Origin of the sequence: Mesorhizobium sp. M1088 (assembly GCF_040318575.1) — a bacterium.
Classification (GTDB): Bacteria; Pseudomonadota; Alphaproteobacteria; order Rhizobiales; family Rhizobiaceae; genus Mesorhizobium.
Genome location: NZ_JAMYMO010000009.1, coordinates 105,356 through 130,509 on the forward strand (window position 1 = coordinate 105,356; position 25,154 = coordinate 130,509).

The 25,154-nt window shown below is 62.3% G+C and carries 25 protein-coding genes, 1 tRNA gene and 1 pseudogene; 13 read left to right on the forward strand and 14 right to left on the reverse strand.

Annotation, left to right across the window (positions count from 1 at the left end; genetic code table 11):
• Positions 1 to 61 precede the first annotated feature (61 nt).
• Positions 62 to 901: an LOG family protein gene (locus NKH49_RS14220; RefSeq protein ID WP_352455976.1), complete on the forward strand. Its 840-nt coding sequence runs from the start codon at positions 62 to 64 to the stop codon at positions 899 to 901.
• A gap of 34 nt (positions 902 to 935) precedes the next feature.
• On the opposite strand, the gene NKH49_RS14225 is transcribed toward NKH49_RS14220, so the two are convergent.
• Positions 936 to 1,643 carry a pyrimidine 5'-nucleotidase gene (locus NKH49_RS14225; RefSeq protein ID WP_352455977.1) on the reverse strand — a complete coding sequence of 236 codons (708 nt, stop codon included), beginning with the start codon at positions 1,641 to 1,643 and terminating at the stop codon, positions 936 to 938.
• 161 nt (positions 1,644 to 1,804) lie between these two features.
• Between NKH49_RS14225 and NKH49_RS14230 the strand changes: the two genes are divergently transcribed.
• Positions 1,805 to 2,566 carry a GGDEF domain-containing protein gene (locus NKH49_RS14230; protein WP_023677477.1) on the forward strand — a complete coding sequence of 254 codons (762 nt, stop codon included), beginning with the start codon at positions 1,805 to 1,807 and terminating at the stop codon, positions 2,564 to 2,566.
• Positions 2,567 to 2,615: 49 nt separating this feature from the next.
• On the opposite strand, the gene NKH49_RS14235 is transcribed toward NKH49_RS14230, so the two are convergent.
• Complete coding sequence (locus NKH49_RS14235; RefSeq protein ID WP_352455979.1) at positions 2,616 to 2,783, reverse strand: hypothetical protein; 168 nt, start codon at positions 2,781 to 2,783, stop codon at positions 2,616 to 2,618.
• 93 nt (positions 2,784 to 2,876) lie between these two features.
• Between NKH49_RS14235 and NKH49_RS14240 the strand changes: the two genes are divergently transcribed.
• Complete coding sequence (locus tag NKH49_RS14240; protein ID WP_352615016.1) at positions 2,877 to 3,377, forward strand: MarR family winged helix-turn-helix transcriptional regulator; 501 nt, start codon at positions 2,877 to 2,879, stop codon at positions 3,375 to 3,377.
• On the opposite strand, the gene phhA is transcribed toward NKH49_RS14240, so the two are convergent.
• Complete coding sequence (gene phhA, locus NKH49_RS14245; RefSeq protein WP_352615014.1) at positions 3,372 to 4,205, reverse strand: phenylalanine 4-monooxygenase; 834 nt, start codon at positions 4,203 to 4,205, stop codon at positions 3,372 to 3,374. The two genes, NKH49_RS14240 and phhA, sit on opposite strands and share 6 nt — an antisense overlap.
• A gap of 140 nt (positions 4,206 to 4,345) precedes the next feature.
• Here phhA and NKH49_RS14250 point away from each other — a divergent pair, with 140 nt between their 5' ends.
• Positions 4,346 to 4,822 carry an Lrp/AsnC family transcriptional regulator gene (locus NKH49_RS14250; RefSeq protein WP_352615012.1) on the forward strand — a complete coding sequence of 159 codons (477 nt, stop codon included), beginning with the start codon at positions 4,346 to 4,348 and terminating at the stop codon, positions 4,820 to 4,822.
• Positions 4,823 to 4,924: 102 nt separating this feature from the next.
• Positions 4,925 to 6,463, forward strand: coding sequence for a magnesium-protoporphyrin IX monomethyl ester anaerobic oxidative cyclase (gene bchE / locus NKH49_RS14255; RefSeq protein WP_352615010.1), 1,539 nt, complete (start codon positions 4,925 to 4,927; stop codon positions 6,461 to 6,463).
• 19 nt (positions 6,464 to 6,482) lie between these two features.
• Here bchE and argB read toward each other — a convergent pair whose 3' ends face one another.
• Together argB and NKH49_RS14265 are read right to left on the reverse strand one after the other, a co-directional pair.
• Positions 6,483 to 7,376 (reverse strand): acetylglutamate kinase, encoded by an 894-nt coding sequence (argB, locus tag NKH49_RS14260; RefSeq protein WP_352472350.1) that lies wholly within the window; start codon positions 7,374 to 7,376, stop codon positions 6,483 to 6,485.
• Between the two features lie 96 nt (positions 7,377 to 7,472).
• A complete protein-coding gene (locus tag NKH49_RS14265; RefSeq protein WP_352926349.1) occupies positions 7,473 to 8,969 on the reverse strand; it encodes an amidase in 1,497 nt (498 codons plus the stop codon).
• 125 nt (positions 8,970 to 9,094) lie between these two features.
• Between NKH49_RS14265 and NKH49_RS14270 the strand changes: the two genes are divergently transcribed.
• The 4 genes from NKH49_RS14270 (at position 9,095) to msrB (ending at position 11,772) form a co-directional block, all read left to right on the forward strand.
• On the forward strand, positions 9,095 to 9,634 hold the full coding sequence (locus NKH49_RS14270; protein ID WP_352540035.1) for a sigma-70 family RNA polymerase sigma factor: 540 nt from the start codon (positions 9,095 to 9,097) through the stop codon (positions 9,632 to 9,634).
• Positions 9,631 to 10,335, forward strand: coding sequence for an anti-sigma factor (locus tag NKH49_RS14275; protein WP_352472348.1), 705 nt, complete (start codon positions 9,631 to 9,633; stop codon positions 10,333 to 10,335). Before NKH49_RS14270 ends, NKH49_RS14275 begins: the two co-directional genes overlap by 4 nt.
• Positions 10,336 to 10,539: 204 nt before the next feature.
• A complete protein-coding gene (locus tag NKH49_RS14280; RefSeq protein ID WP_352539955.1) occupies positions 10,540 to 11,097 on the forward strand; it encodes a fasciclin domain-containing protein in 558 nt (185 codons plus the stop codon).
• Between the two features lie 174 nt (positions 11,098 to 11,271).
• The gene (gene msrB, locus NKH49_RS14285) at positions 11,272 to 11,772 is read left to right on the forward strand and encodes a peptide-methionine (R)-S-oxide reductase MsrB (RefSeq protein WP_352615007.1); all 501 of its coding nucleotides are present in this window, start codon (positions 11,272 to 11,274) and stop codon (positions 11,770 to 11,772) included.
• Positions 11,773 to 11,898: 126 nt separating this feature from the next.
• Here msrB and NKH49_RS14290 read toward each other — a convergent pair whose 3' ends face one another.
• Both NKH49_RS14290 and NKH49_RS14295 read right to left on the reverse strand, forming a co-directional pair.
• Positions 11,899 to 13,452: a DHA2 family efflux MFS transporter permease subunit gene (locus NKH49_RS14290; protein ID WP_245274730.1), complete on the reverse strand. Its 1,554-nt coding sequence runs from the start codon at positions 13,450 to 13,452 to the stop codon at positions 11,899 to 11,901.
• A 67-nt stretch (positions 13,453 to 13,519) separates the two neighbouring features.
• Positions 13,520 to 14,698, reverse strand: coding sequence for an HlyD family secretion protein (locus NKH49_RS14295; protein WP_352539957.1), 1,179 nt, complete (start codon positions 14,696 to 14,698; stop codon positions 13,520 to 13,522).
• Positions 14,699 to 14,841: 143 nt separating this feature from the next.
• Here NKH49_RS14295 and NKH49_RS14300 point away from each other — a divergent pair, with 143 nt between their 5' ends.
• Positions 14,842 to 15,591, forward strand: coding sequence for a TetR/AcrR family transcriptional regulator (locus NKH49_RS14300; RefSeq protein WP_352539958.1), 750 nt, complete (start codon positions 14,842 to 14,844; stop codon positions 15,589 to 15,591).
• 21 nt (positions 15,592 to 15,612) lie between these two features.
• On the opposite strand, the gene yihA is transcribed toward NKH49_RS14300, so the two are convergent.
• The 5 genes and pseudogenes from yihA to rpmH form a co-directional block, all read right to left on the reverse strand.
• Complete coding sequence (gene yihA / locus NKH49_RS14305; protein WP_031193748.1) at positions 15,613 to 16,272, reverse strand: ribosome biogenesis GTP-binding protein YihA/YsxC; 660 nt, start codon at positions 16,270 to 16,272, stop codon at positions 15,613 to 15,615.
• A pseudogene (locus NKH49_RS14310) lies at positions 16,269 to 16,908 on the reverse strand (CatB-related O-acetyltransferase). The gene yihA and the pseudogene NKH49_RS14310 overlap by 4 nt, the downstream one beginning before the upstream one ends.
• 144 nt (positions 16,909 to 17,052) lie before the next feature.
• On the reverse strand, positions 17,053 to 18,876 hold the full coding sequence (gene yidC, locus NKH49_RS14315) for a membrane protein insertase YidC (protein WP_352539959.1): 1,824 nt from the start codon (positions 18,874 to 18,876) through the stop codon (positions 17,053 to 17,055).
• Positions 18,877 to 18,889: 13 nt separating this feature from the next.
• On the reverse strand, positions 18,890 to 19,243 hold the full coding sequence (gene rnpA, locus NKH49_RS14320; protein WP_352615004.1) for a ribonuclease P protein component: 354 nt from the start codon (positions 19,241 to 19,243) through the stop codon (positions 18,890 to 18,892).
• A gap of 23 nt (positions 19,244 to 19,266) precedes the next feature.
• Positions 19,267 to 19,401: a 50S ribosomal protein L34 gene (gene rpmH / locus NKH49_RS14325; RefSeq protein WP_008833937.1), complete on the reverse strand. Its 135-nt coding sequence runs from the start codon at positions 19,399 to 19,401 to the stop codon at positions 19,267 to 19,269.
• Between the two features lie 335 nt (positions 19,402 to 19,736).
• Between rpmH and NKH49_RS14330 the strand changes: the two genes are divergently transcribed.
• The 3 genes from NKH49_RS14330 (at position 19,737) to NKH49_RS14340 (ending at position 22,562) form a co-directional block, all read left to right on the forward strand.
• Positions 19,737 to 21,224, forward strand: a complete 1,488-nt coding sequence (locus NKH49_RS14330; protein WP_352615002.1) for an ATP-binding protein — start codon at positions 19,737 to 19,739, stop codon at positions 21,222 to 21,224.
• Positions 21,225 to 21,534: 310 nt separating this feature from the next.
• Positions 21,535 to 21,611, forward strand: a tRNA-Arg gene (locus NKH49_RS14335).
• 645 nt (positions 21,612 to 22,256) lie between these two features.
• A complete protein-coding gene (locus NKH49_RS14340; RefSeq protein WP_352615000.1) occupies positions 22,257 to 22,562 on the forward strand; it encodes an antibiotic biosynthesis monooxygenase family protein in 306 nt (101 codons plus the stop codon).
• Positions 22,563 to 22,608: 46 nt separating this feature from the next.
• On the opposite strand, the gene NKH49_RS14345 is transcribed toward NKH49_RS14340, so the two are convergent.
• Together NKH49_RS14345 and NKH49_RS14350 are read right to left on the reverse strand one after the other, a co-directional pair.
• Positions 22,609 to 23,751: an alpha-hydroxy acid oxidase gene (locus NKH49_RS14345; RefSeq protein ID WP_352614998.1), complete on the reverse strand. Its 1,143-nt coding sequence runs from the start codon at positions 23,749 to 23,751 to the stop codon at positions 22,609 to 22,611.
• A 69-nt stretch (positions 23,752 to 23,820) separates the two neighbouring features.
• Complete coding sequence (locus NKH49_RS14350) at positions 23,821 to 24,843, reverse strand: LacI family DNA-binding transcriptional regulator (RefSeq protein WP_502907885.1); 1,023 nt, start codon at positions 24,841 to 24,843, stop codon at positions 23,821 to 23,823.
• Between the last annotated feature and the right edge of the window lie 311 nt (positions 24,844 to 25,154).

The following is a 25,154-nucleotide window of genomic DNA, read 5'->3' on the forward strand; positions in this document are numbered from 1 at the left end:
GGGTCAATCGCGGCAGCGTCACGGGACGGCGCAGGTGAATGATTGGACGGGTAAAGCAAATATGACTCCCATGGAAAAGGCGGGATGGACGCCGCTGCCGCATTCGGACGAGGATCTGGAGCGGTCGAGAAGCGTGCCGGACACGCCGCAAACGCGCGCGGAGACATATCGGCTGGCCTGGAACGATCCCGATTTCATGACGCGGCGCGAGTTGCGTGCGGTCAGACTGCAGCTCGAACTGCTTAAACCGGAGATGATCCTGGCCGAGCGCGGCATCCAATCGACCGTCATCCTGTTCGGCGGCGCCCGCATTCCCGAGCCCGGCGGCGAAGCCTGGGCGGCCAAGAACGAGACGCAGAAGAAGAACCTCGAGCAAAACAGCAAATATTACGAGGAGGCGCGCAAATTCGCCCGCCTCTGCTCACAGCAGTCGGCCACCTCGTACTATCGCGAATTCGTCGTGGTGACCGGCGGCGGGCCGGGTGTCATGGAGGCCGGCAATCGTGGCGCCGACGATGTTGGCGCGCCGTCGATCGGTCTCAATATCGTGCTGCCACACGAGCAGGCGCCAAACGCCTACGTGACGCCGGAACTCTGCTTCAACTTCCACTATTTCGCGGTCCGCAAGATGCATTTCGTCATGCGTGCCAAGGCCGTTGCGGTGTTTCCAGGCGGCTTCGGCACGATGGACGAGTTCTTCGAGACGCTGACCCTGATCCAGACCGGCCGCATGGAACGCGTGCCGGTCATTCTGTTCGGCAAGGCTTTCTGGGCAAAGGCGATCGACCTCGATTTCCTCGCCGAGCAAGGCACGATCACACCCGGCGATCAGGATATCATCGATTTCGTCGACACCGCTGACGAGGCCTGGGGGATCGTCAGCCGCTTCTATAAACTTTGACATGCAAGCAAGGACCTGAAGCGCGCCGGCTGCCTCAAGCAGGGACTTCCACGATCGCCGTGAGAAAGCTGGCGAGGTCGTCGGTGACGAAGTCCACATCGTCCTCGTTGGCCGGGTCGCGTTCCCAGATTTCCGAGAAGGTCGGCTCGAAATTGCGCGGCACCACCAGCACCGTGGTCATGCCCAGCGATTTCGGCACCGACAGGTTGCGGGCAAGATCTTCGAACATCACCGCATTTTGTCCGGTAACGGCGTGGAGTTCGGCAAATTTCTCATAGGATTGCCGCGCCGGCTTCGGGTTCAGTCCGGCTGCGACGATATCGAAAATATCATCGAAATGCTCGAGAATGCCCAACTGCCGCGCGGTGCGTTCGGCATGCCGGCGATCCCCGTTGGTGAAGATGAATTTACGGCCGGGAAGCTGGCGAATGGCGGTGCCGAGGACGGGATCGGGCACCAGCCAGGAATAATCGATATCGTGCACTTTCTCGAGAAAATCGTCGGGGTCGATGCCGTGGCGCGTCATCAATCCGTTCAGCGTCGTGCCATATTCGCGGTAGAGCTCCTTTTGCAGCTTGCGTGCTTCCTCGCGCGGCAGCGTCAGCAATTCTCCGACGTAGGCGGTCATCTTCACATCGATCTGCGAGAACAGATTCGAATGATGCGGATAAAGCGTGTTGTCGAGATCGAACACCCAGTCGGTGACATGGGCAAAGCGGGCGGGGTCGGGAAGTGTCGTCATACGTCCTTATGGCACGAAACGATCTTTCTAACAGGAGGTTTATCCACAACCTATGCGCGCCCTGGGTGGTAAAAATGGCGCCATGATTAAAATCTTAAGCATCGCCGAAAGGTGACATTCAGCGCTTTGCTGGAACCAAGACGGACCAGTGGGAGCAAGCGATGAATCGCATATTTCTAAAGTCTGCCGCCATCGCTTTCGCCTCCGTCGCGGTCTCGCTTTTGCTGACGCTGATCGTCGTGCCGGCAATGGGGTTTCCGATCAATCGCACCATCTGGCTGACATCCACCGTGTGCCCGCTCGCGCTGGCCTGGAGCGTCGGCGCCTATACGTTCTGGCAGGGCGAAAGGTTGCAGACCGCGCATCGCGAGCTCGCCCGCGCCCATGCCCAACTCGCCGCCGCGCACAGGCGCTTGGCGGAAAAGGCGAGCCGCGACGACATGACCGGCATGCTCAACCGCGAAAGTTTCTTTGCCGCTCTCGACGGCTCCCGGCGCAAATCCGATCGCGGGGCATTGCTGATCGTCGATGCCGACCATTTCAAGACCATCAACGACAGCTACGGCCATCTGATCGGCGACGATGCGCTGCTCCTGATTGCAAACGCGATAGAGCGTGGCGTGCGCAGCGGCGACGTGCTTGGCCGCATCGGCGGCGAGGAATTCTGCGCCCTTCTGATTGGTGCCACCGAACACGAGGCCAGGCGCATCGCCGAGCGCATCCGCCGTGAAGTCGAGCGTATCCGTTTCCGGCCCGTCGACGAACGAACGGTTCCGCTGACAGTCAGTATTGGCGGCATCACCTGCGGCAGAGACGCCGCAGTGTCGGAGCTAATGCGCGCCGCCGACCAGCGGCTCTACGAGGCCAAGCATCGCGGCCGTAATCTGTCGATCATCGACCGCGATATTTCCGAAGCCGCCTGAGCTCGGCCCTAAGCCTTCTGCTGCATTCAACCGCGCCGCTGCCAGACTGTCAAAATCCGAAGATGGCGATGCGGAACAGCAGGGCGGCCGCCGCCACCGCCACCAGAGCGATGCCAAGGCCAATGGGAGAGCCCCAGCCATACCACTCCATCGCCAGCTTGGCATATTTGAACTCCTCGGCCGGTGTGAGTGGGCCGCGCGTCGGGGTCTGATTCATGTTTCACTCCTTGCAGGCTGCGACAGGCCTTGCCTTGCGCCTGATGCAGCATATTACTATAATAGCCATAATGTTAGGCAGTTTGATAGTTAGATGATCGAAATAAATTCGTCAAGCATGAATCGGGCCGACATGAAGACCGCCATCAGCCTTGCCATTATGGGCTGGCAGGACGCGACGCAGGCTTATGACGAGGCAGTGGGCGATAAGCTTGGGCTGAGTATGGCGGAACGCCATTGCCTGGCGCTGCTCTATGGCGGCCCGCGATCGGCTGGCGAGGTCGCGGCCGCAACAGGGTTGACGCCGGCCGCGGTCACCGCGCTGATCGACCGGCTGGAGGCACGCGCCCTGCTGACACGAACGCGCAGCCTCGAGGACAGGCGCAAGGTGGTCATAGAGGCGACGGAACTCACGCGAGAACTATCGACGCGCTATTATGGCGCGATCGCGCAGGAGGGGGAAAAGGTGATCGCCACATTCAGCGACACTGAACTCGCCACGATCCTGCGCTTCGTCACGGCGTCGCTCGACCTTCAGCGCGACCAGCTGGCCCGGCTGAAGGCCGAGGCTTTGGAAACAGCCGACAGCCTATAGGCTCGCCGGGTCGAGCGCTGGCTCGCCTTTGCGGCGCGCCACGATCGCCGCAAGATCGGCGGTCTCGAAAGCATCACGCAGGGCGTCGAACGACGGCAGCACGAAATAGGCACGCTGGAACTTGTCGATCTCGTAGCCGGTGCGCATCACGGTTTCCAGGTCGAACGGGACATGGTGCGCCTCGCCGCCTTCGACCGCGAACTGAAGCTCCGTGAAGGATGACATCAGCCCGGCGCCGAAAGCCTTCAGCGGCTGGCCCGGCTCGCGTATCAGCCCGTATTCGACGGTGTACCAGTAAAGCCTGGTGATCATCTCGTCGCCGCCGAGCGCAATCACGCTATCGGCCTTTTTGCCATACATCTGCATGAAGTCGGCAAAGACCGGCTGCGTCAGGATCGGCACGTGACCGAAGAAATCGTGGAACATGTCGGGCTCGACGATGTAGTCGAGCTCCTTTTGGGTTCGCAGCCAGTTGGTGACCGGGAAGCGGCGGTTGGCGAGGTGGTCGAAGAACGGCTGGGCGGGGATGAGCCCCGGCACGGCGACGATCTCCCAGCCGGTGAACTTGCGCAGCTTCTCGCTGACCGCACCGAAATCCGGGATCTTGTCGAGAAGGCCGAGCGCCGCAACGCCATCGAGATAGGAATGATGGGCGAGCTTCCTGGTCAGCTTCGTCTGGCGGTCGCACAGTGTGCGCCACACCGCCTGTTCTTCGTCGTTATAATTGTAGCCCTGCGCCACGGTGAAATCGGCACGGCAGACCGAATAATCGCCGCGAAGACCTCGCGCCGCGCATTCGCGGGCATAGTCGGCAACGTTCATTGTCATGGCTTGCTCTCCCTGGAAATCATGATCAGCGGATTGCCGGAAATTCTAGCCGGATGGCGCGAGGCAAATCAGCTTTGATGGTGGCTCAAACGCAGGGTTGGAGGTAAAAGGCTCCACGATCTAGCTTTGGGAGAGTGAAAATGCCTCAGTTTGACGAATTCGAGATCAAGATGCTCGACATCCTGCAGCGCGACGGTCGCAAGCCGGTCTCCGAATTGGCGCATGAGATCGGCCTGTCGACGACACCTTGCGCGCGGCGCTTCGAGGCTCTTCAGCAGGCGGGCATCATCAAGGGCTTCGCCGCGGTGCTCAGCCGCCGCGCCGTCGGTCTGATGGTCGAGGTCTTCATCCAGGTGCGCCTCGTAACCCACAGCGACGGCTCGCCCGAAAACTTTATCGCCGCCGTGCAGCGCATGGACGAGGTGTCGTCGTGCTGGACGATGACTGGAGACTACGATTTCCTGCTGCATGTCATGGTGCCGTCGGTCGACGAACTCAATGCCTTCGTCATGCACCGGCTGATGCGGCTCGAAGGCGTGCGCGACGTACACACGCAGCTAGTGCTGCAGAACATCAAGGGGCCCGGCCATGTCCCGCTTGCACATCTCAGACGATAGGCATTTCTGCGGAAAAGCTGCACACAAACTGCTGAAGCGAGCCAATCTCCAGAGCTAGATCGCCGACTACGACATGCGGACCGCCATTGCATAAGGTCCGCCATGAAAATCGTCCTGATCAACCCGCCGCATACCGCCGTCGGCAGCCGTGTGCCGGACGACCATCTGCCACCGCTCGGTTTGCTGGCACTGGGCGGTCCGCTGATCGACGCGGGACATCAAGTGCGGCTTGTGGACGCCGAATTCGGGCCGATGGCGCTTGCCACGCTGGTCCGGGACGCCTTGAGCGACCATCCCGACTGCATTCTGATGGGCCATTCCGGCTCGACCTCTGCGCATCCGACAGCCCTGCTGATCGCCGGCATGGTCAAGGACATCCAGCCAGCGACAATCCTGATCTATGGCGGCGTGTTTCCGACCTATCATTGGCGCGACATAATGGCTGAAACGAATGTCTTCGACTTCATCGTGCGCGGCGAGGGCGAGGCGACCATCGTCGCGCTGGTCGAAGTGCTTGAAAACCGCAAGCCGCTGTCGGATGTGGCGGGCATCGCCTTTCCTGACGTTTTGCGCCGGCCCTTTGCAACCCGGCCAACAAGAACGATCACCAACCTGGACGACTACCGCATCGGCTGGGAACTGATCGACCTCAGTCGCTACAGCTATTGGGGAGGCAAGCGCGCGGTGGTCATGCAGTTCTCGCGAGGCTGTCCGCATCTGTGCAATTATTGCGGCCAGCGCGGCTTCTGGACGCGCTGGCGGCACCGCGACCCCGGGAAGTTCGCGCGGGAGATTGCCTGGCTATACCGCGAGCATGGCGTCGAGCTGATCAACCTTGCCGACGAGAACCCGACGTCGTCCAAAAAAGCCTGGCGCGCCTTTCTCGATGCGATGATCGCCGAGAATGTGCCGGTGCTGATCGTCGGCTCCACCCGCGCCGACGACATCGTCCGCGACGCCGAGAGCCTGCATCTTTATCGCCAGGCCGGCGTCATCCGCTGGCTGCTTGGCATGGAAAACACCGACGAGCAGACGCTTGCATTGATCCGCAAGGGCGGCAGCACCTCATCCGACCGCGAGGCGATACGGCTGCTGCGCCTCAACGGCATCTTGTCGATGGCGACCTGGGTGGCCGGTTTCGAGGACGAAGGCTTGCGCGACCTCTGGCGCGGCTTCCGCCAGCTGATCGCTTATGACCCCGACCAGATCCAGGCGCTCTATGTGACGCCGCATCGCTGGACGCCGTTCTTCAGGATTGCCAGGGACCGCAAGGTGATCCAGCTGGACGCCCGCCTGTGGGACTACAAGCATCAGGTCCTGCGGATGACCCGCCTCAAGCCGTGGATGCTGTTCTTCGCCGTCAAGCTGATCGAACTGGCGGTGCAGTCGCGGCCCAAGGCCTTGGCGCGCATCCTGTTCCACAAGGATCCGGAGCAAAGGCATTCGATGCGCTGGTACACCAGAATGGGCCGCCGCGTCTGGTTTCGCGAAGTCTGGGGCTTTCTGGTCCGCGACCGCCGCCTCAAAAATGGCCCGACGCTCGCCGAATTCTGGGGCGCGCCGCAAGACGAGGAAGAGGAATCGATGGTTGTCGAACGCCTGCCGCGTAAGTCCGTGACCGCTATTTCGCCAAACGCTTGAGCCCCTCAGACACCCGGCCTCACGGCACGATCAGCGTGCCGGCGCCGTGTTCGGTGAACAGCTCGAGCAGCACCGCATGCGGCGTCTTGCCGTTGAGGATGACGACGCCTGCGACGCCGCGCTCGATTGCCTCGATGCAGGTCTCGACTTTGGGGATCATGCCGCCCGAGACCGTGCCATCCTTGATCAGGGCCTTGGCCTCGGCCACGGTCAGCTCGTCGATCAGCTTCTTGTCCTTGTCGAGCACGCCGGGCACGTCGGTAAGGAACAGCAGGCGCGTCGCCTGGCAGGCGCCGGCGATGGCGCCGGCAAAAGTGTCGGCGTTGATGTTGTAGGTATGGCCGTCGCGGCCGGGCGCCACCGGCGCCAGCACCGGGATCATTTCGGACCGCGCCAGGAGGTCGAGCAATGTGCGGTCGACCTCGACAGGCTCACCAACGAAGCCCAGGTCGAGCACCCGTTCGATGTTGGAATCCGGATCGATCATGGTCTTTCGTGCCTTTTCGGCAAACACCATGTTGCCGTCCTTGCCGCACAGGCCGATCGCCCACTCGCCCTCGGCATTGATCAGCGCGACGATCTCCTTGTTGATCGACCCGGCCAGCACCATCTCGACAATCTCGACGGTTTTCTGGTCGGTGACGCGCAAGCCGCCCTCGAATTTGGATTCGATGCCCATCTTGGCGAGCATGGCGCCGATCTGCGGCCCGCCGCCATGCACGACGATCGGGTTGACGCCGGATTGTTTCAAAAGTGCGATGTCGCGGGCGAAAGCCTTGCCGAGCGCGATGTCGCCCATCGCGTGGCCGCCATATTTCACCACGACCGTCTTGTTCTCGTAGCGCTGCATGTAGGGCAGCGCCCTTGAAAGCAGCGCGGCCTGCATTTCGGCGGTGGCGGCGACATCCGTCATCGGCGTGGTTCCCAGCTTGGCATGAACGGCGGCGTCTTAGCGGGAATTAGACGACGGGGCAAACGGCTTTGCTGTCACGATCGATCAAATCACCGCCTATGCCGGCCGCTGCAGCGGCGCCCGTCGGCCCAGCCAGCCCGAGATCCTTTCCATCTGCGCGGCGAACGACAAAAGCGTTTCCTCGTCGCCGGGGCGGCCGGCGGCCTGGACGCCGAGCGGCAGGCCGGCATCGGTGACGTAAACCGGAAGCGTGATCGACGGTTGCCCGCTGACGTTCTGGATCGCCGGCCAGTGGGTGAACCACAGGCTCTTGTCCATCAGCTGGCCGAATAGCGGCTTGAACTTCAGCAGGCCGGCGAGGCGCAGTCTGTCCAGGACATTCTCGATGAATTCGTCGGCGCCTTTCGGGTCCATGGTGCCGCAGGCGAGCGGCGGGTGCGCGATGACAGGCATCAGCACTGCATCATAGTGCGCGGTTTCGGTGATAAGCCGGCGCGAGGTTGCGTGCAGCCGCTGCAGGCCGGCATAGATTTCGCCGGCCGAGAGGATTTCACCGAACCGGCTCATCACGCGCGTGGCGCGTTCGATGTCGCCTGAGATGGAGCGGCCGACGCGCAAGGCCTCGCCACGCATCGTGCCGGCCACCGCCGCGGCGACGGTTCTGGCGAAATCGGCGATGAAATCACGATCGATATAGGGCAGGTCGATCTCCTCGACGCCGTGCCCGCCTTCGCGCGCCAGCGCAATCGCCGCATCCAGAGCTTTCAACGTCTCTTCGGATATCGGCAAGCCGAGCGGCGATTTTCGATAGAAGGCGAGCTTGAGCTTGCCCGGATCGCGCCCGGCGGCCGCAGTGAAACTGCCGTTCGGCGAGGGTGCCGCGTAGGGCGACAGCGGGTCGGGCCCGTGGGTCAGGTCGAGCAGCAGGGCCGTATCGCGCACGGAGCGGGCCAACGCATGGTCGACGACGAAGCCGTACCAGCTTTCGGTGACGAGCGGCGTCAAGGGTCCGCGGCCGCGCGAGGTTTTCAGCCCGACCAGCCCGGTGCAAGCGGCAGGCACCCTGATCGAGCCGCCGCCATCCGAGGCATGCGCCACCGGCACGACGCCGGCCGCGACCAGCGCAGCCGCACCGCCCGAGGAACCGCCGGTCGTATGCGCGGTGTTCCATGGATTGCGGGTGACGCCGTAAGCCACCGACTCGGTCACCAGCCTCAGCCCGTGTTCGGGTGCGGTGCTGGTGGCGATCGGGATCAGGCCGGCGGCCAGATAGCGTTCCGTCATCACCGAACTGAAATCGGGGGTGAAAGCTGGGATGCGGCTGCCGCCATGCGTCGGCACGCCTTTCATGGCGATGCCGAGGTCCTTCAGCGCAAAGGGCACTCCGGCAAGCGGCAGCTTGTGGTCGACGGTTTTCGCTCGCGCCCGCGCCGCCTCAAAAAGCGGTTCGGCGATGGCGTTGATCTCCGGCAGGGTGGCCTCGGCCCGGGCGATCGCCGCATCGACGAGATCTTGCGGTGTGATCTCTCCCTTGTGCACGAGTGCGGCCTGGCCGGTTGCGTCATGCTCCCACAGAACCCGCTCGATCGACATGGTCGCCTCCCGCTCATTGCAAGCTAGCGGGCGGCGATTTCATTGGCAATCGACGCTGGCGCTGCCGGTGCGCAAGACCATTTCAGTCGTTGCAAATACATTACAATCGCCTAATTTGGCGGCGAATGACGCCGCAGGACATCAGCAACCTGATTGTCCGGACTTCGATGAAGGACCGGGCTGCGTTCGATCTGCTCTACCGGCAGACCAGCGCGAAACTTTTCGGCGTCTGCCTTCGTGTATTGAAGGATCGGGGAGATGCTGAAGAAGCGCTTCAAGAGGTCTTCGTCAAGATATGGACGAAGGCGGACCGTTTCGCCGTTTCGGATCTGAGCCCGATCTCCTGGCTGGTGGCCATTGCGCGCAATCATGCGATCGATCGGATCAGGGCGCGGCGAGAGCCTGCCGCCTATATCGATGCCGCGCTCGACGTGGCCGATCCGGCGCCGGGGCCGGAGACCATGGCCGTGGCGGGCGGTGAGTCCGAACGCATCTACCATTGTCTCGAGGAATTGGAGAAGGACCGGGCGGCGGCCGTTCGGGGCGCCTATCTGGATGGCAAAAGCTATGCCGAACTGGCGGAGCGCTATGGCGTACCGCTGAACACGATGCGGACCTGGCTGCGGCGCAGCCTGTTGAAACTGAGAGAATGCCTGGAGAGATGACGCTGGCTGACGACAATGGACCGGAACGTGGGGGCGACGACCTGTTCGCCGCCGAATACGTTCTTGGCGTTCTGGCCGCCGATGAACGCGAGATCGCGTCGCGCCGCATCGATGCGGACGCCGCCTTCGCGCGCCTTGTCGATGCCTGGGAGGCGCATCTTTCGCCGATGGCCGCCGCCTATCCGGAGACAGAGCCTCCGATCAGGGTCAAGGAAGCATTGGACCGCCGGCTTTTCGCTGCAGAGCCGCGCGCCGGCCTGTGGTCGAGCCTTGGCTTCTGGCGCGGTCTTGCCGCCGCCGCCATTGCGGCGCTGGCGATCTACATCGCCGTGCCTTACTTCCGCCCGTCCACCGAGCCGCCGCAGGCGCGGCTTGTCGCCTCGCTGGCGGCCGAAGGCAGCGACGTCAAATATCTCGTCGTCTACGATGCCGCCCGTCACGAGGTCGGTCTTTCCCACGTTTCCGGCGAGCGGGCCGCCGGCAAGGACTTCGAGCTGTGGATGATCGAAGGCAAGAAGGCGCCGGTGTCGATGGGCGTCATCCCGGCCGGTGCGACCGCGCATTTGGCCATCCCGCCCGCCGTCCAGGAGAAATTGGCGCAAGGCGCCGTGCTTGCGGTCAGCGTTGAGCCGGCCGGCGGTTCACCGACCGGCCAGCCGACTGGACCGGTGGTCGCAGCGGGCGATCTGAAGAGCATCTGACCGCTTCTCATCGCGGGAAGCAGACCTGAAATCTATCTCCCGCGATGTAGACGCCTGCAAAGCTTGTTGGCGGCTGTCGATCCGAGCCCGGCAAATTGCAGCGACAAATATTTTTTTGCGGAGAGGGCGAAACTCCAGCATTTCTATCGCGTATCTCCTTGCGTTCCCAAATGAGGGGAACGATAACCCGAGGAGATTGAAATCATGCGTAAATTCGCCACCCTTTTGCTTGCCGGCACGGTCGCCATTTCCGCGCTCGCCACCATTGCCTATGCTCAAAATCCGATGGTCGGCGGCGCCGCCATGTATGCCCAGAAAAACATCGTCGAAAATGCTATCAACTCGAAGGACCACACGACGCTGGTCGCTGCCGTCAAGGCAGGCGGCCTGGTCGATACACTGCAAAGCGCTGGCCCCTTCACTGTGTTCGCGCCGACCAACGAGGCCTTTGCGGCACTTCCAGCCGGCACGGTGGAGACGCTGCTCAGGCCTGAAAACAAGGACAAGCTTGTCAAGATCCTGACTTGCCATGTCATCGGCGCCAAAGCGATGGCCGCCGACGTCGCCAAGATGGTCAAGAACGACGGCGGCACCCACAAGGTCAAGACGGTCGGTGGTTGCGAACTGTCGCTCAAGGCCGACGGCGGCAAGGTCACCGTGACCGACGAGAACGGCAACGTCGCCAATGTGACGATCGCCGATGTCGAGCAGTCCAACGGCGTCATCCACGTCGTCGACAAGGTTCTCCTGCCGAAGATGTAACAAACGCACGCTGCCGGCGAAGATATCGCTAAGGGCCTCCCTGCGCACGCTCCGCGCCGTTCACGCAAGATGTGGATAGGCGCGGAGTCCCGCTTTGAGGACAGCGATCGTCACCGGCTTTTGATTTCCGTGTGGCGGTCGAATTTGGCACAAGCAATGACAGGAGGAATGGCCATGAACCGTCGCGAGCTTCTTTTGAGTGGTGCGGCAGCCATTGGCGTTGTCGCAGGCGCCACCGCGCTGCGCATGGGCGGAGCCCAGGATGCACGCGCGGCTGAGACTTTCGAGGTTACCAAGACCGAAGCCGAGTGGCGCGCCATCCTGTCCGACGCGGCCTTCAATGTGCTGCGCAAGGAGGGCACGGAATACCCGGGCACCAGTCCGCTGCTCAACGAGCACCGCAAAGGCATCTTCGCTTGCGCCGGCTGCGGCCTGCCGGTCTATTCGTCAGAGACCAAGTTCGATTCCGGCACAGGCTGGCCGAGCTTCTGGCAGGAAATCCCGAATTCCGTCGGCAAGACCGTGGACAGGTCTTTGGGCATGACCCGCACGGAGGTCCATTGTCGCCGCTGCGGCGGCCATCTCGGCCACGTATTCGACGACGGTCCGCCGCCGACCGGGTTGCGACACTGCATCAATGGCGTTGCCCTGACCTTCAAGCCGGCGACCGGGTGAGGACGGCTGCGACCCTGACTTTGTCGGAGCGCGAGAGGACTTCGTAATGGTTGATTTTGCGCATGACCCCGAAAATCGCTTTTCGGGGTCATGCGCGAGGGCGCCAGGCGGGGGATCCAGCGCGCCTCAATGGCCTCCGCCACCGCCGCCCTGAGCGGCTGGCTTGCGGATCACCAGGGTGAAGAGCCCAAGCGTCGCGAACAAAACCGTCAGCATGAAGAATACGTCCATGAACGACAGAAGCGACGCCTGCTGCTGGACCATGCCTGACAGTTTGGAGATGGCCGCCTTGGAGGCGTCTAGCCCGGCGGTCTGCTCGAAGTTGAGCGTCATGTTCTGCAGCTTCTGCTGCGCAGCGGCACTTCCCCATTGCACGTGCTCGGAAAGCCTGGCGTAGTGGAAGGCATTGCGGTCGATCAGCACGGTGTTGATGACTGCCAGGCCGACGGCGCCGCCGAGATTGCGGGTCAGGTTGAACAGGCCAGACGCATTCTTCAGCCGCTCCGGCGGCAAGGTTCCGAGCGCAATGTTGTTGATTGGCACCATGCAAAGCATCATCGAGCAGCCGCGCAGGATCTGCGGGATCAGCAGTTCATAGAAATCCCAGTCGGCGGTGAGATGCGTCATCCACCAGGTCCCCGTGGCGAAGCCGAAGAAGCCGATCATCATCATGATGCGCGGGTCCATCTTGTTCGACAGGATGCCGGAGATCGGCGCAGTGAAGAACATGGCTAGGCCGCTGACGAACAGCGCCTCGCCGATCATCATCGAATCGTAGCCGCGGATCCGCCCCAGGAACACCGGATAAAGATAGGTCAGACCGTAGAGGCCGATGCCGACGACGAAGGAGAACAACGAGCCGAAGGCAAAATTGATATTGCTGAAAGCCCTCAGATCGACAATCGGCTCCTCGGCGGTGAACACGCGCCAGAAGAACAGCACCGCGCCGAAGGTCATGATGACGGCGCAGATGAACACCGCCTGATCCTGCAGCCAGTCGTTGTTGGGACCTTCCTCCAGCACATATTCCATGCAGCCCAGGAAGGCGGCCATGCCGGCAAGCCCCCACCAGTCGAACTTGCTGAACAGCTTGAGATTGGGTTTGTCGAAGTCGATCAGCGACCAGGCGGCCGTCGTCACCAGAATGCCGGGCACGACGTTGACCAGGAACAGCCAGTGCCAGGACATGGCATGGCTGATATAGCCGCCGACGGTCGGGCCGATGGTTGGCGCCAGCGTCGCCACCAGGCCGATCATCGGCGAGACGATGGCACGGCGCGACGGCGGGAAGATGGTGAAGGCGGCTGCAAAGACGCTCGGGATCATGCCGCCGCCGATGAAGCCCTGCACGGCTCGGTAGACGATCATCTGGTCGATATTGGTTGCGGTCGCCGCCAGCGCGCTGGCCGCCGTGAAACCTGCCGCCGAGATTGTGAACAGCACCCGCGTCGACAGCATCCGGCTGAGGAAGCCCGACAGCGGGATCATCACCACCTCGGCAATCAGATACGCCGTCTGCACCCACGGAATCTCGTCCGAACTGGCGCTCAGGCCCGCCTGGATCTCGGCCAGCGAGGCCGAGACGATCTGGATGTCCAGGATCGCCATGAACATGCCGAACACCATTGCCAGGAAGGCGATGACGCGGCGCGTCGAGATGTGGTCGACCGGCACCGGCATGGCTGGCGCCGGGGCCGATCCTGCAGTTAGGGTTGCGGTCGCCATGACCCTTGCTCCCGGTTCCGCTTTACTTCGATGCCGAAGGCGCGGTGCGGCTGTCGACGGCGACGACGACGCTCAGGCCGGCGCGCAGCTTGCCCGTCTTCAGCACATCCGCGGGCACGTCTATGCGAACCGGAACGCGCTGCACCACCTTGGTGAAATTGCCTGTGGCGTTTTCCGGCGGCAGCAGCGAGAACACTGCTCCCGAAGCCGGGGCCAGCGACGACACGGTACCCTCGATGTCCTGACCGTCGATCGCGTCGACCGACACTCTGACCTTTTCACCAGGCACCAGCCGGGCAAGCTGGGTCTCCTTGAAGTTGGCGACGATGTAGAGCTTGTCCATTGGCACGATGACGGCGAGCTTCTGTCCGGGGCTGATCAGGTCGCCCTGCTCGACCGAGCGGTTGCCGACCACGCCGTCATAGGGTGCGCGCAGCACGGTGAAGGACAGATCCCGCACCGCCTTGTCGTGGGCAAGCTGCAGCGAGCCCAACGTGCTTGCCGATTCCGCCCGCTGCGCCTGGAGCACGCCGATATTCGCCTGAGCCGCCGCGATCTGCGCGTCGGCGCCGGCTAGTGCGGCATTGGCTTGCTCGACCGCCGTCTGGGCATCGTCCAACTGGGCCTGGGTACCGACGCGGGTCTTGAGCAACTGGGCGGCACGAACCTGAGCTCGCTTCGCATTATCGGCCGCGGCCTGGTCGGCGGTCTTCTGCGCCTGCGCCTGCTTGAGCGAGGCGCGCGCCGCCTCGGTCTGGGCATCGATGCGGTCGAGCGTCTTGCTCAACGTGGCGATCTGCGCCTCGGCCTGGGCAACGGCTATCTTGTAGTCACCGTCATCGACGATCAGCAGCGGGTCGCCGGCCTTCACCTGCTGGTTCTCGGTCACTTTGACCTGATCGACATAACCCGAGATTTTTGGCGAGATGAACGCGGTGTCGGCCTGGACATAGGCATCGTCAGTCGTGATCATGAAGCGCCCGTCGGTCCAGTAATCATAGCCATACCAGGCGCCGGCGCCCAGCAGGGCCAGGCCGATGATGGGCAACAACATCGAGCGCATCGAGCGCTTCTTCTTGGCGGGAGCCAGCGGGGTGACGTCGGCGGGCTTGAGAGGGGTTTCCGGCGCTTCGATCGCAGGCTGGACCTTGGCACTGGGGAAGGGGCGGACTTCGGCACTGGTGGGCGCGTTCGAGGACATGATATCTCTCTAAATTAACTGGCGCTGAATTTTGTCAGACTGAACCGTTCGGTTCGATCTCGACGTTGACTTAGCGCTTAAAGAGGACCATATCAAGAGCAATCGAACCGGATGGTTCGAATTATTTTACGAGGTGTGACATTATGGCCGAAGCCCCCAAGGCCGCTCCTTTGCCTGATTCAGGCCCATTGCCCAGCGCTGGCAAGGACCAGTGCGATCTGCTGGACAGCCTGCCGCGCGGCCGCCCGGCCGCGGGTCAAGACCCGGTCAAGCGCAGCCAGATCATCGACGGTGCGCGCCGTGTCTTCATCGAAAAGGGCTTCGAAGCCGCGTCGATGAACGACATTACGCGCGAGGCCGGCGTGTCCAAGGGCACCATCTATGTCTACTTTGCCAACAAGGAAGAGCTCTTCGAAGCGCTGATCGAGGAAGAGCGCGGCACGATTTTCAAGAACATGTATGAGGTGCTCGACCAGATCGGCGACCTTCGCCAGACGTTGGTGAAGTTCGGCATCGTGCTGTCCATGAAGATCACTTCGGCGCGGGTCATCCTGGCGCAGCGGACGGTGATCGGCGCGTCGGAACGCATCCCGGAGCTTGGTGCCCGGTTCTACGAACGCGGCCCGAAGCGTGGCCATGACAGGGTCGTCGTTTTCCTCAACATGGCTATCGAACGCGGCCTGCTGAAGATCGACGACGTCGAGCTTGCCGCCTATCAGTTCACCGAACTGTGTCTGGCCGGTCTTTTCCGCCAGTGCATTTTCGCCTATCGCACCAAGGCGCCAAGTGTGGCCGAGATCGAACACATCGTCAGGTCGGGCGTCGATGTGTTCCTGAAGGCCTACGGCACCGAACAGCTTGCAGAGCAGGAACGGGCCTCCAGCCCCGCCTGACAGGCTGCCAGGGTCGGTGGCCTATCCGCCATTGGCGGCGAGCACGATCGCCGCACGCAGTTCCTCGAGACCCTCGCTCTTTTCCGACGACGTGGCGAGCACGAAGGGAAATGCCGCCGGGCGTTTCTTGATCTTCTGGAGCGTTTCCTCGATCAGCCGCGGTACCCCCGCCGCTTTGATCTTGTCGGTCTTGGTCAGCACGATCTGATACGACACCGCCGCCTTGTCGAGCAGCGACAGCACCTCGTCGTCCTTGGCCTTGATGCCATGGCGGGCATCGATCAGCACGTAGACGCGCTTCAGCGTCACCCGGCCCTTGAGATAGTCGAACACGAGCTTCGTCCACTCGTCGACCTTTTCCTTCGGCGCCGTGGCGTAGCCATAGCCCGGCATGTCGACCAGCGCCATCGGCGGCAGGTCGGCGCCCTCTCCCGAAAATCCGCCCGGCACGAAATAGTTGAGCTCTTGCGTGCGGCCCGGTGTGTTGGAGGTGCGCGCCAGCCCCTTCTGGTTGACCAGCGCGTTGATCAGCGACGATTTGCCGACATTGGAGCGGCCGGCAAAGGCGATCTCGGGCGGTCCCTCCGGCGGCAGGAATTTCATCGCCGGCACGCCGCGGATGAAGATCCAGGCTCGCGTGAACAATTCGATGCCGATCGTGGTCTTGTTCAACGCGTTCAAACCGCCGCCTCCAGAAGAAAAATGTTGCTGCCACGAATAGCATCGAGATTGCGGCTGATCTTTTCCACTGGCCAGTGCCACCACGCCAGCGCCAGCAGCCGCCGGATGGTCCTGTCATCGAAGCGCATCTTCACCACTTTGGCCGGATTGCCGGCGACGATCGCATAGGCCGGCACATCGTGCGTCACCACCGACTTTGCCGCGACGATGGCGCCGTCGCCGATCTTCACGCCCGGCAGCATAACCGCTTCCATGCCGATCCAGACGTCGTTGCCGACGATTGTGTCGCCACGCACCCTCCTTCGACCATGTCGCCGGGTCGAAGCCTTCCTCCCAGCCGTGACCAAAGATGTTGAACGGATAGGTCGAAAAGCCGGACATGGCGTGATTGGCGCCGTTCATGATGAAGCGCGCGCCTTCGGCAATGGCGCAGAACTTACCGATGATCAGCCTGTCGCCGATGAACGGATAATGATGCAGCACGCATTTTTCGGCGAATTTGTCGGGTCCGTCAGGGTCGTCATAATAGGTGAAGTCGCCGATCTCGATATTCGGCGCCGTCACCAGCGGCTTCAGAAAGCCGACGCGCGTGTGCAACGGGATCGGATGCTTGATCGATGGATTGGGTCCGGTCATATCGAGCTCCGTCGGGCAACTGCCAGCCAGGTCAAAATAGCGCGATCCGTCCGGCAGTACCAATCGCTTAATCCAGGCGGGCAGCCTGTGCAAAAAGCCCCGGACGAACCGGGGCTTTCTGGTTTCGCACTATCGGAGCGCCGGCTATTCCGCCGGCGACGGTTTCTTGCGGAACAGCGCGACCAGATTGTCCCACAATTCGATCTTGGCGCCCTGCCGCTTCATGATCACGCCCTGCTGCAGGATCGACAGCGTGTTGTTCCAGGCCCAGTAGATAACGAGGCCGGCCGGAAAACCCGCCATCATGAAGGTGAAGATCACGGGCATCCACGTGAAGATCGCCGCCTGCGTCGGGTCCGGCGGCGTCGGGTTCATGCGCATCTGCAGGAACATCGTCACGCCCATGATCAGCGGCCAGACGCCGATCATCAGCATGTGCGGCAAGGTAACGGGGATCAGCCCGAACAGGTTGAAAATCGATGTCGGGTCCGGCGCCGCCAGATCCTGGATCCAGCCGAAGAACGGCGCGTGCCGCATCTCGATGGTGATGTAGAGCACCTTGTAGAGCGAGAAGAACACCGGGATCTGCAATGCCACCGGCCAGCAGCCGGCGAGCGGATTGATCTTCTCGGTCTTGTAGAGCTCCATCATCGCCTGCTGCTGCTTCATCTTGTCGTCCGCGTATTTCTCGCGGATCTCGAGCATCTTGGGCTGCACCTTCTTCATGTTCGCCATCGACGCATAGGACTTGTTGGCGAGCGGGAAGAACAGCGCCTTGACGATGACGGTGGTGGCGAGGATCGCCAGACCGAAATTGCCGAAGAATTTGTAAAGCGTGTCGATCAGCCAGAACATCGGCTTGGTGATGAAATAGAACCAGCCCCAGTCGATCAGCAGATCGAACTGGCGGATATGACGGTCCTTTTCATAGGCGTTGATCGTCGAAACTTCCTTGGCGCCGGCGAATATCTCCGACTCCACGGTCGTCGATTGCCCGGGAGCGATTGTGACCGGATCGGACAGGAAATCGGACTGGTAGCTGTGCGGATGGGGCCCGCTTTTGAACTCGAAATAAGAGAATTTGGGCTGAAATTCGCGGCCGCTCGGCGGCACCAGGGTCACCGCCCAGTATTTATCGGTGATGCCGAGCCAGCCGTCGGTCGACTTGCCTGGCTTGAATTCTCTCTCCGATTCGACCTTGGAGTATTTGTACTCTTGCAGGCCTTCGCTGCCGGTAACACCGATCAGGCCTTCGTGCAGCACATAAGTGCTGGCGATAGCCGGCTTGTCGAAACGGGTGACGCGGCCATAGTTCGACAACGTCGCGGGTGCCGAGCCCCCATTCTGGACCGTGTCGGACACGGTGAACATATATTGGCTGTCGACAGAGAAGGTGCGCTTGAAGGTCAGGCCCTTGTCATTGGTGAAGGTCAGCGTGACCGGCGTCGCTGGCGTCAGAGTCGCATTGCCATCGGTCTGCCAGACCGTGTCAGGGCCGGGCAGCCTGCCCACATCCGGCGTGCCGGAAAAGCCGATCTCGGCGAAATAGCCGTTCGGCAGGGACGCCGGGTTGAGCAACGCGATCTCGGGCGAAGTCTTGTCGACCGTCTCCGTGTAGTGCTTGAGCCGGAGGTCGTCGAGGCGCGCACCGGTGAGGTTGATCGAGCCTTCGAGGCTCGGCGTGTCGATCTTGACGCGGCTGGTCGAGGCAATCGCCTGGTCGCGGCCGGCCGCGGTGACGGCTTCGCCGCCAGGCGCGTTCGGAATGGCGCCCGGCTGCACCGGTGTTTCGCTGGCGCCCGGGCTGGTGCCTTGGGCGGCCTTCTTCTGCTCCGCCACGCGCTGCTCTTCGATGCGGGCGGCTTCGCGCTGCATCTCGCTGCGCGGCATCACATAGAAATATTGCCAAAGCGCCAGGATCAGCACCGACAGTGCGATGGTGATGAAGAAGTTGCGGTTGTTTTCCATCGAAGCCCTTGGCCTATCGTGTTCCACGCAATCTGCGGGAGAGTTCGGCCTTCAACTGGCCGAACGGAGTGGTAAGCACGTCTTCGCGCCCGACGATGACATAATCATTGCCCGGCGCCATGTCATCGGCGGCATGCGTGCGCACGGCCTCTCTGAGCCGCCGCCGGATGCGGTTGCGAACGACGGCGTTGCCGACCTTCCTGGTGACGGTGTAGCCGACGCGCGGCGCCTCGCTGTCGCCGCGGCCCAGGACCTCGATGAGGAAAAGCCGCCCGCGGCGCTTTTCGCCGCGGCGGACAGCCAGGAATTCCGCGCGCTTCAGAAGCCGCTTGGGATGGGCACCCGTTGGCTTGCCGGTTGCGGGCAACGATCTTGTCTCTCGCTTGGTGCTCAGGCGCTGAGACGCTTGCGGCCGCGGTTGCGGCGCGCTGCGACGACGCCGCGGCCACCTTTGGTGGCCATGCGGGCCCGGAAACCGTGCCTGCGTTTGCGGACGAGTTTGGACGGCTGGTAAGTACGCTTCATTTGTTTAAATACCGCGGGGTGCGGCCCTTCTTGATTCTGTCACTTTGTAACAGGAGCTTTGCCGGGCCGGTTTTGGCGCGATCGAAACCGCGCCGGGACGAATGGCCCGAGCGTGAGCGGGCTTATAGAAAGAAGGGTTTTGGAAGTCAATCCAGCGTGTCGGGCCGGCGTTGTCGGACCGGCAGGTAAGTCCTTGCGGCCCTTTGTCCGGCTTCGACCAAGGATGAATTTGGCAAAAAAGCCGCAATCGCCTAATCTTGCCCGATCAAGCGATCGTGAAGACGAGCAGTCCCTAAGACAAGCAGCCGTGATGACAGGCAGCCGTGACGACGAGCATGAGTGAAGTCCCAGCAACCGACGAAAGCATCGCCCAGGCGAAGGCCGCCACCCGCAGGGTGCCGCTGGCGCGCGGCCTGTCGACCAAGCTGCTGCTGCTCACCATCGTCTTCGTGCTCTTGGCCGAAATCCTCATCTTCGTGCCCTGGATCGCCAGCTACAGGCTGAGCTGGCTGAAGGAGAGGCTGAGCACCGCCGCCGCGGTTTCCATCGTCCTGGTGCAGGGCGAACCTGCCTCGCTGTCGCGTGCCGCCCAGAACGACGTACTGATGGCGATCGGCGCCAAGGCGATCGCCGTGCGCGACGGCGGCGTCTCGCGGCTGCTGGTCGTGGCCGAAATGCCGCCGCAGGTCGACGAGCATATCGATATCGCCAATGTCGGCATGATCGAGGGTATGACCGGCGCGCTGGACACGCTGTTTTTCGGCGGCAAGCGGATGCTGCGCGTTTTCGGGCCGGTCGGCGACAGCGACAAAGAATTCGAGCTGATCATGCCCGACCACCGCCTGCGCAATGCCATGCTGATCTATTCGCGCAACGTCGCCTTCGTCTCGCTGCTGATCTCGCTGTTCACCGCCATGCTGGTCTACGCCGCGATAGACCTGATCATGATCGGCCCGATCAGGACGATGACACGCTCGATGCTGTCCTTTTCCGAGGCGCCCGACGACCCCGGTCGCATCATTCACCCCGCCGCCCGGGCCGACGAGATCGGCGTCGCCGAACGCGAGCTGTCGCAGATGCAGGAGCGGCTGCAGAAGATGCTGACCGAGCAGAAGCACCTGGCCGATCTCGGCCTGGCCGTGTCGAAGATCAACCACGATATGCGCAACATCCTCGCCTCGGCGCAGCTCATGTCGGACCGCCTGCGCCAGGTCAAGGACCCGACCGTGCAGGCCTTCGCGCCAAAACTGCTGCGCGCGCTCGACCGTGCGGTGTCCTACTCGGAGGGCGTGCTGGCCTATGGCCGCACCCAGGAGCCGCCGCCGTCGCGCCGCAGACTGCGGCTGCGCCAGCTGGTCGAAGACGTCCAGGGCCTGCTCGACATCGAATGCGGCATCGAATTCGTCAACACCGTCGACCCGGTGCTCGAGGTCGATGCCGATTCCGACCAGCTGTTCCGCGTGCTCACCAATCTTAGCCGCAACGCCGTGCAGGCGATGGCGGCGGACACCGAGAGCGCCGTGGTGCGCCGCCTGACCATATCGGCCGAGCGCATCGGCAGCGTCAGCCGCATCGTCGTCACCGACACCGGCCCCGGCCTGCCGCCAAAGGCGCGCGAAAACCTGTTCGCGGCATTTCGCGGCTCGGCCCGCAGCGGTGGCACCGGCCTTGGCCTGGCGATCGCCCATGAATTGATCCGCGCCCATGGCGGCACGGTGGAGCTGGTCGAATCGATCGGCGGCCGCACCACATTCGCGGTCACCATTCCCGACCAGCCGGTCCGGCTCGACCAGGCCCGCAACGGGCTGCGCCGCCCGGCGTAACGAACCGTTTCGTTACGGATCGTCTCAATCACAAAGGGTTGGTCCGAGACTACGAGCCATCGACTCGGCCGCCGTGCAACGGCTCGTTTCGTTACGGACCGTTCCGATTGGCAAATGACCGATCCAAGACGACGACATATCGGCTCGGCCGCTGCGTGAAGTGATCTTGCCTTCGCCGGCCGGCGCATGACGGCAAAACTTTTGGCCAGGATCGGCTTGCTTTTCGTAAATTCAGTCGCTAGGGAACACGTCACATCGCGGCCGGTCACCAGGATCGGATCGCGGGGCTATGCAAAGCATGGCCTGTTGCGCGCCCGTAGCTCAGCTGGATAGAGCACCAGACTACGAATCTGGGGGTCAGGAGTTCGAATCTCTTCGGGCGCGCCATTAAACTCAATGTACGGCCCGGGGACATAGGTGACTGAATCTGCCGCCACTGGCCGGAAGGTTGCCTTGAGTGAGCGCCGTCCTTGCAAAGAGCGGATCGTCAGCTAATGCTGCTCAGTCGGCCTGCTTAATCTCCGGGCCCGGTTCAGTCGGCGGGCCTGGCGTGCAATCCTGGCCGGTGCATTCCTGCACCGGATCTTTCGCCGGCGGCAGACAATTTTGGCCTTCACAATGAACGGGCGGCTGCGCTGTTGCGGCTTTATTGTTCTGCGGCACAGGCCGATCCTCAGCGCGAACGGCCGGTATTCCAAGGTCGATCACGGCCGTGCACAAGAGCGCAATCCGAAGCAAGTTCATTTTCGCCTCCGCAACTGACAGCGAGACGCAGATTATATCTTCGAACTGCGGCCAACATCCTGTCACCCGCGAACGGCGTTAACAGTGCGTTTCATTGCCGGTCGGAAGGGCGTACCGATTGAGATCGAGCGTCGTCCTCTTCCTGGCAAAATAGCGCCAGAAACGGAGCTTTCGGCCAGAGGTGACTGAAGCCAACCTTCCGATTTTTCTGTACACCTGTTCGAAGGGTTCGAGGTGCGTTAGGGCCTCGCATATTCGAGGTTTCAGTTCTTTCACGGGGGAACGTACATGACGGCATTCAACAGCGTCCGTTTCCGGGTCAAGCCGGGTAGTGAAGACGAATTCGTCGAACTGTTCAGCAGCGCTCCGCGCAATTTCGAGGGATTGCGAAAAATGGCTCTCATCAAATCGGGAGATGGCGCCTTCTTCTCGATTGGAGAGTGGGACACTTTTCAGCACATGGTCGATGCCAGGCCCAAAATGCTGGGCAATCTTGATCGGTTCCGGCATACGTTGCAGCAGCTTGAGGGCGGATATACGGATGCTGTTTCCGGCGAGGCTGTCTTCGAAACGGACGGCGGCAGGTCGGTATAGTTTCGCACTTCGAAAAGCTTATGCCGTGCGCCACTTCCCGGCTCTATCACCTAAACCGCACATTCCCCCTGGAAAGCTCTGCCACCGACCTGCATCCCATCAGCCGCATGTCGCGTTCGATCTCGGTTCGCATCAGGCCGAGTGCCCGTTCGACGCCGGCCTGTCCGGCGGCTGCCAGCGGGAAGAGATAGTAGCGCCCGACGCCGACGGCCTTGGCGCCCAACGACAGGGCTTTCAGCACATGCGTGCCGCGCTGGACGCCGCTGTCGATGATGACGTCTATCTTGTCGCCCACCGCGTCAACGATCTCCGACAGCTGGTCGAAGGGGCTGCGCGAGCCGTCCAGCTGCCTGCCGCCATGATTTGACAGAACGATACCGGTGCAGCCGATGTCGACGGCTTTTCTGGCATCGGCGACGCTCATGATCCCCTTCAGGCAGAACTGGCCGTTCCAGAAGCGGACCATGTCTTCGACGTCCTTCCAATCCAGCGATGGATCGAGGATCTCCGTGAAATAGCGGCTGATGGAAAGCGCTCCGCCACCGAGATCGATATGGCCGTCCAACTGCGGCAGGCTGAACTTTTCGTGTGTCAAATAGTCGATAGCCCATCTCGGCTTGATCGCGAACTGCATCATGCCGCCGGGCGTAAGCCGAAAGGGGATGGAAAAGCCGGTCCGCAGGTCACGCTCGCGGTTTCCGCCGGTGACGCTGTCGACCGTCAGCATCATCACCTCGACGCCGGACGCCTTGGCGCGCTCCATCATGGCGCGGTTCAGGCCGCGATCCCTATGGAAATAGAACTGATAGACCTGCGGCGTCCTGTGCTTGCGGACTTCCTCCAGGCTGACCGTGCCGAGCGACGAGACGCCGAACATCGTGCCGAACTTCTCCGCCGCCGCGGCGACGGCGCGCTCGCCGCTATGGTGAAACAGTCGCTGGAGAGCCGTCGGCGAACAATAGACCGGCATCGCCAGCTTCTGGCCCATGACGGTGACCGACATGTCGACCTGTCCGGCGCCGGCAAGGACGTTGGGGACGAGATCGCAGTCCTCGAACGCCGCCGTGTTGCGCCGCAGCGTCGTCTCGTCGTCCGCGCCGCCATCGATATAATTGAAGATCGGACCTGGCAGGCGCTGTTTTGCCAGCCGGCGGAAGTCCTGAAAATTGTAGCAGCTTTGCAATCTCATGAAATCAATCGGGTATATGCCGGGCCCGATGTCAAGCCTGTGCCATTGTCGATCGCCGGCGCTCTCGCCTCAGCCCGCCAGAGCGCCAACCGACTCCCGCTCCACCAGCGGGCATTCGAGCTTGGTGATGGGATAGCGGCCACGACCGGGAGCAGCGGGGACTTCGAGCTGCTCGATCGCCCATTGTCCCATCGTCATATGCGGCAGGATCGACGTCGTCAGCGGCGGGAACAGATGCCGCGCGATCTCCTCGTCGTCATAACCGATCACCGAAATATCCCGGGGGATGTGCAACCCGGCCTCCTTTAGCGCCTCGTAGCAGCCGATCGCGGTGCGGTCGTTCTGGCAGAAGATGGCGGTCGGCCGGTCCTTCAGCGCCAAGAGCTTGACGGTCGCGGCATAGCCGGCGCTCGCCGACCAGTCGCCTTCGACGACCAGCGCCGGGTCGAACGGAATGTCGGCCGTCGCCAGCGCCCGGCGGTAGCCCTTCAGCCTGTCCTGCGCCGCTTGCATCCAGGGCTCGCCGGTGATGGTAGCGATGCGCCGGTGGCCATGGCCGATCAAGTGGCGGGTGGAGCTCTGGCCGCCGGCGATCTCGCTCGGCACCACGGCGGGGAAGGCATAGTCGGCGGTGTAGCAGTTGAGCAGGATGACCGGAATGTCGAGGCCGTAGAGATAGTCCGGCGCGACGATCTCGCGGGTGAAAATGGTCATGTAGATCAGCGCCGAAATGCCCCGCTTGGTCAGTGCCGCGATGGCCCGGGGCTCCATCACCTCGTCGCCCATGGTCTGCGCCACCAACACTACATTGCCGGCGTTCCACGAGGCTTGCCGCGCCCCTTCAATGGCGACGACCGCCTCCGGGCTGGTCGCCAACTGGTCGACGGCGAAGCCGATCACGCCATCCAGCCCGTCGAATGCGGCAACCGGGGCTCGCAAGGCAGAAAACACGGGCGGCGAATAGCCCAGCGTTCGCGCCGTCTCGATCACCCGCTCGCGGGTTTGCTGCGACAGCCTGATGCCCGGCGTGTTGTTGAGCACGAACGAAACCGTCGCCTGCGAACAGCCTGCGGCCCTGGCGATGTCGGTCATGGTAACGCGGCCCTTGGGGTTTTTCCCGGACAGCTTGCGCCGCCTGGTACCCTCAAGGACGGGATCACGCAGTGGTTCGTTCATGTCATTGGTCCCGCGAATCTCGCATTTATAGGGCGAAGCGATACTAATAGATATAATCGACTCTCTTAGGCGATTTAGTCCCCGATCCAAAACGGTTGCGACTGGGGAGGCCTCACTTGTTTGTGGGCGAGAATCCCGACCAAACTAATACTCTTTACTAATATCTGGCATCCCTATAACGTCAATCCATCATGCCCGGACGACATCGGACCGTGCGTGTTCGGAAT

Coding starts and splice junctions, on each gene's coding strand:
- NKH49_RS14250 (WP_352615012.1), top strand. CDS start 4,346: ATGCCTCAGTTTGACGAATTCGAGATCAAGATGCTCGACATCCTGCAG.
- NKH49_RS14295 (WP_352539957.1), bottom strand. CDS start 14,698: ATGTCCTCGAACGCGCCCACCAGTGCCGAAGTCCGCCCCTTCCCCAGT.
- NKH49_RS14270 (WP_352540035.1), top strand. CDS start 9,095: ATGACGCCGCAGGACATCAGCAACCTGATTGTCCGGACTTCGATGAAG.
- NKH49_RS14280 (WP_352539955.1), top strand. CDS start 10,540: ATGCGTAAATTCGCCACCCTTTTGCTTGCCGGCACGGTCGCCATTTCC.
- NKH49_RS14290 (WP_245274730.1), bottom strand. CDS start 13,452: ATGCCGGTGCCGGTCGACCACATCTCGACGCGCCGCGTCATCGCCTTC.
- NKH49_RS14225 (WP_352455977.1), bottom strand. CDS start 1,643: ATGACGACACTTCCCGACCCCGCCCGCTTTGCCCATGTCACCGACTGG.
- NKH49_RS14350 (WP_502907885.1), bottom strand. CDS start 24,843: ATGACCGACATCGCCAGGGCCGCAGGCTGTTCGCAGGCGACGGTTTCG.
- NKH49_RS14240 (WP_352615016.1), top strand. CDS start 2,877: ATGATCGAAATAAATTCGTCAAGCATGAATCGGGCCGACATGAAGACC.
- NKH49_RS14235 (WP_352455979.1), bottom strand. CDS start 2,783: ATGAATCAGACCCCGACGCGCGGCCCACTCACACCGGCCGAGGAGTTC.
- bchE (WP_352615010.1), top strand. CDS start 4,925: ATGAAAATCGTCCTGATCAACCCGCCGCATACCGCCGTCGGCAGCCGT.
- argB (WP_352472350.1), bottom strand. CDS start 7,376: ATGACGGATGTCGCCGCCACCGCCGAAATGCAGGCCGCGCTGCTTTCA.
- rpmH (WP_008833937.1), bottom strand. CDS start 19,401: ATGAAGCGTACTTACCAGCCGTCCAAACTCGTCCGCAAACGCAGGCAC.
- yidC (WP_352539959.1), bottom strand. CDS start 18,876: ATGGAAAACAACCGCAACTTCTTCATCACCATCGCACTGTCGGTGCTG.
- NKH49_RS14220 (WP_352455976.1), top strand. CDS start 62: ATGACTCCCATGGAAAAGGCGGGATGGACGCCGCTGCCGCATTCGGAC.
- NKH49_RS14275 (WP_352472348.1), top strand. CDS start 9,631: ATGACGCTGGCTGACGACAATGGACCGGAACGTGGGGGCGACGACCTG.
- NKH49_RS14340 (WP_352615000.1), top strand. CDS start 22,257: ATGACGGCATTCAACAGCGTCCGTTTCCGGGTCAAGCCGGGTAGTGAA.
- NKH49_RS14300 (WP_352539958.1), top strand. CDS start 14,842: ATGGCCGAAGCCCCCAAGGCCGCTCCTTTGCCTGATTCAGGCCCATTG.
- msrB (WP_352615007.1), top strand. CDS start 11,272: ATGAACCGTCGCGAGCTTCTTTTGAGTGGTGCGGCAGCCATTGGCGTT.
- NKH49_RS14345 (WP_352614998.1), bottom strand. CDS start 23,751: ATGAGATTGCAAAGCTGCTACAATTTTCAGGACTTCCGCCGGCTGGCA.
- phhA (WP_352615014.1), bottom strand. CDS start 4,205: ATGACAATGAACGTTGCCGACTATGCCCGCGAATGCGCGGCGCGAGGT.
- NKH49_RS14265 (WP_352926349.1), bottom strand. CDS start 8,969: ATGTCGATCGAGCGGGTTCTGTGGGAGCATGACGCAACCGGCCAGGCC.
- NKH49_RS14330 (WP_352615002.1), top strand. CDS start 19,737: ATGAGTGAAGTCCCAGCAACCGACGAAAGCATCGCCCAGGCGAAGGCC.
- NKH49_RS14230 (WP_023677477.1), top strand. CDS start 1,805: ATGAATCGCATATTTCTAAAGTCTGCCGCCATCGCTTTCGCCTCCGTC.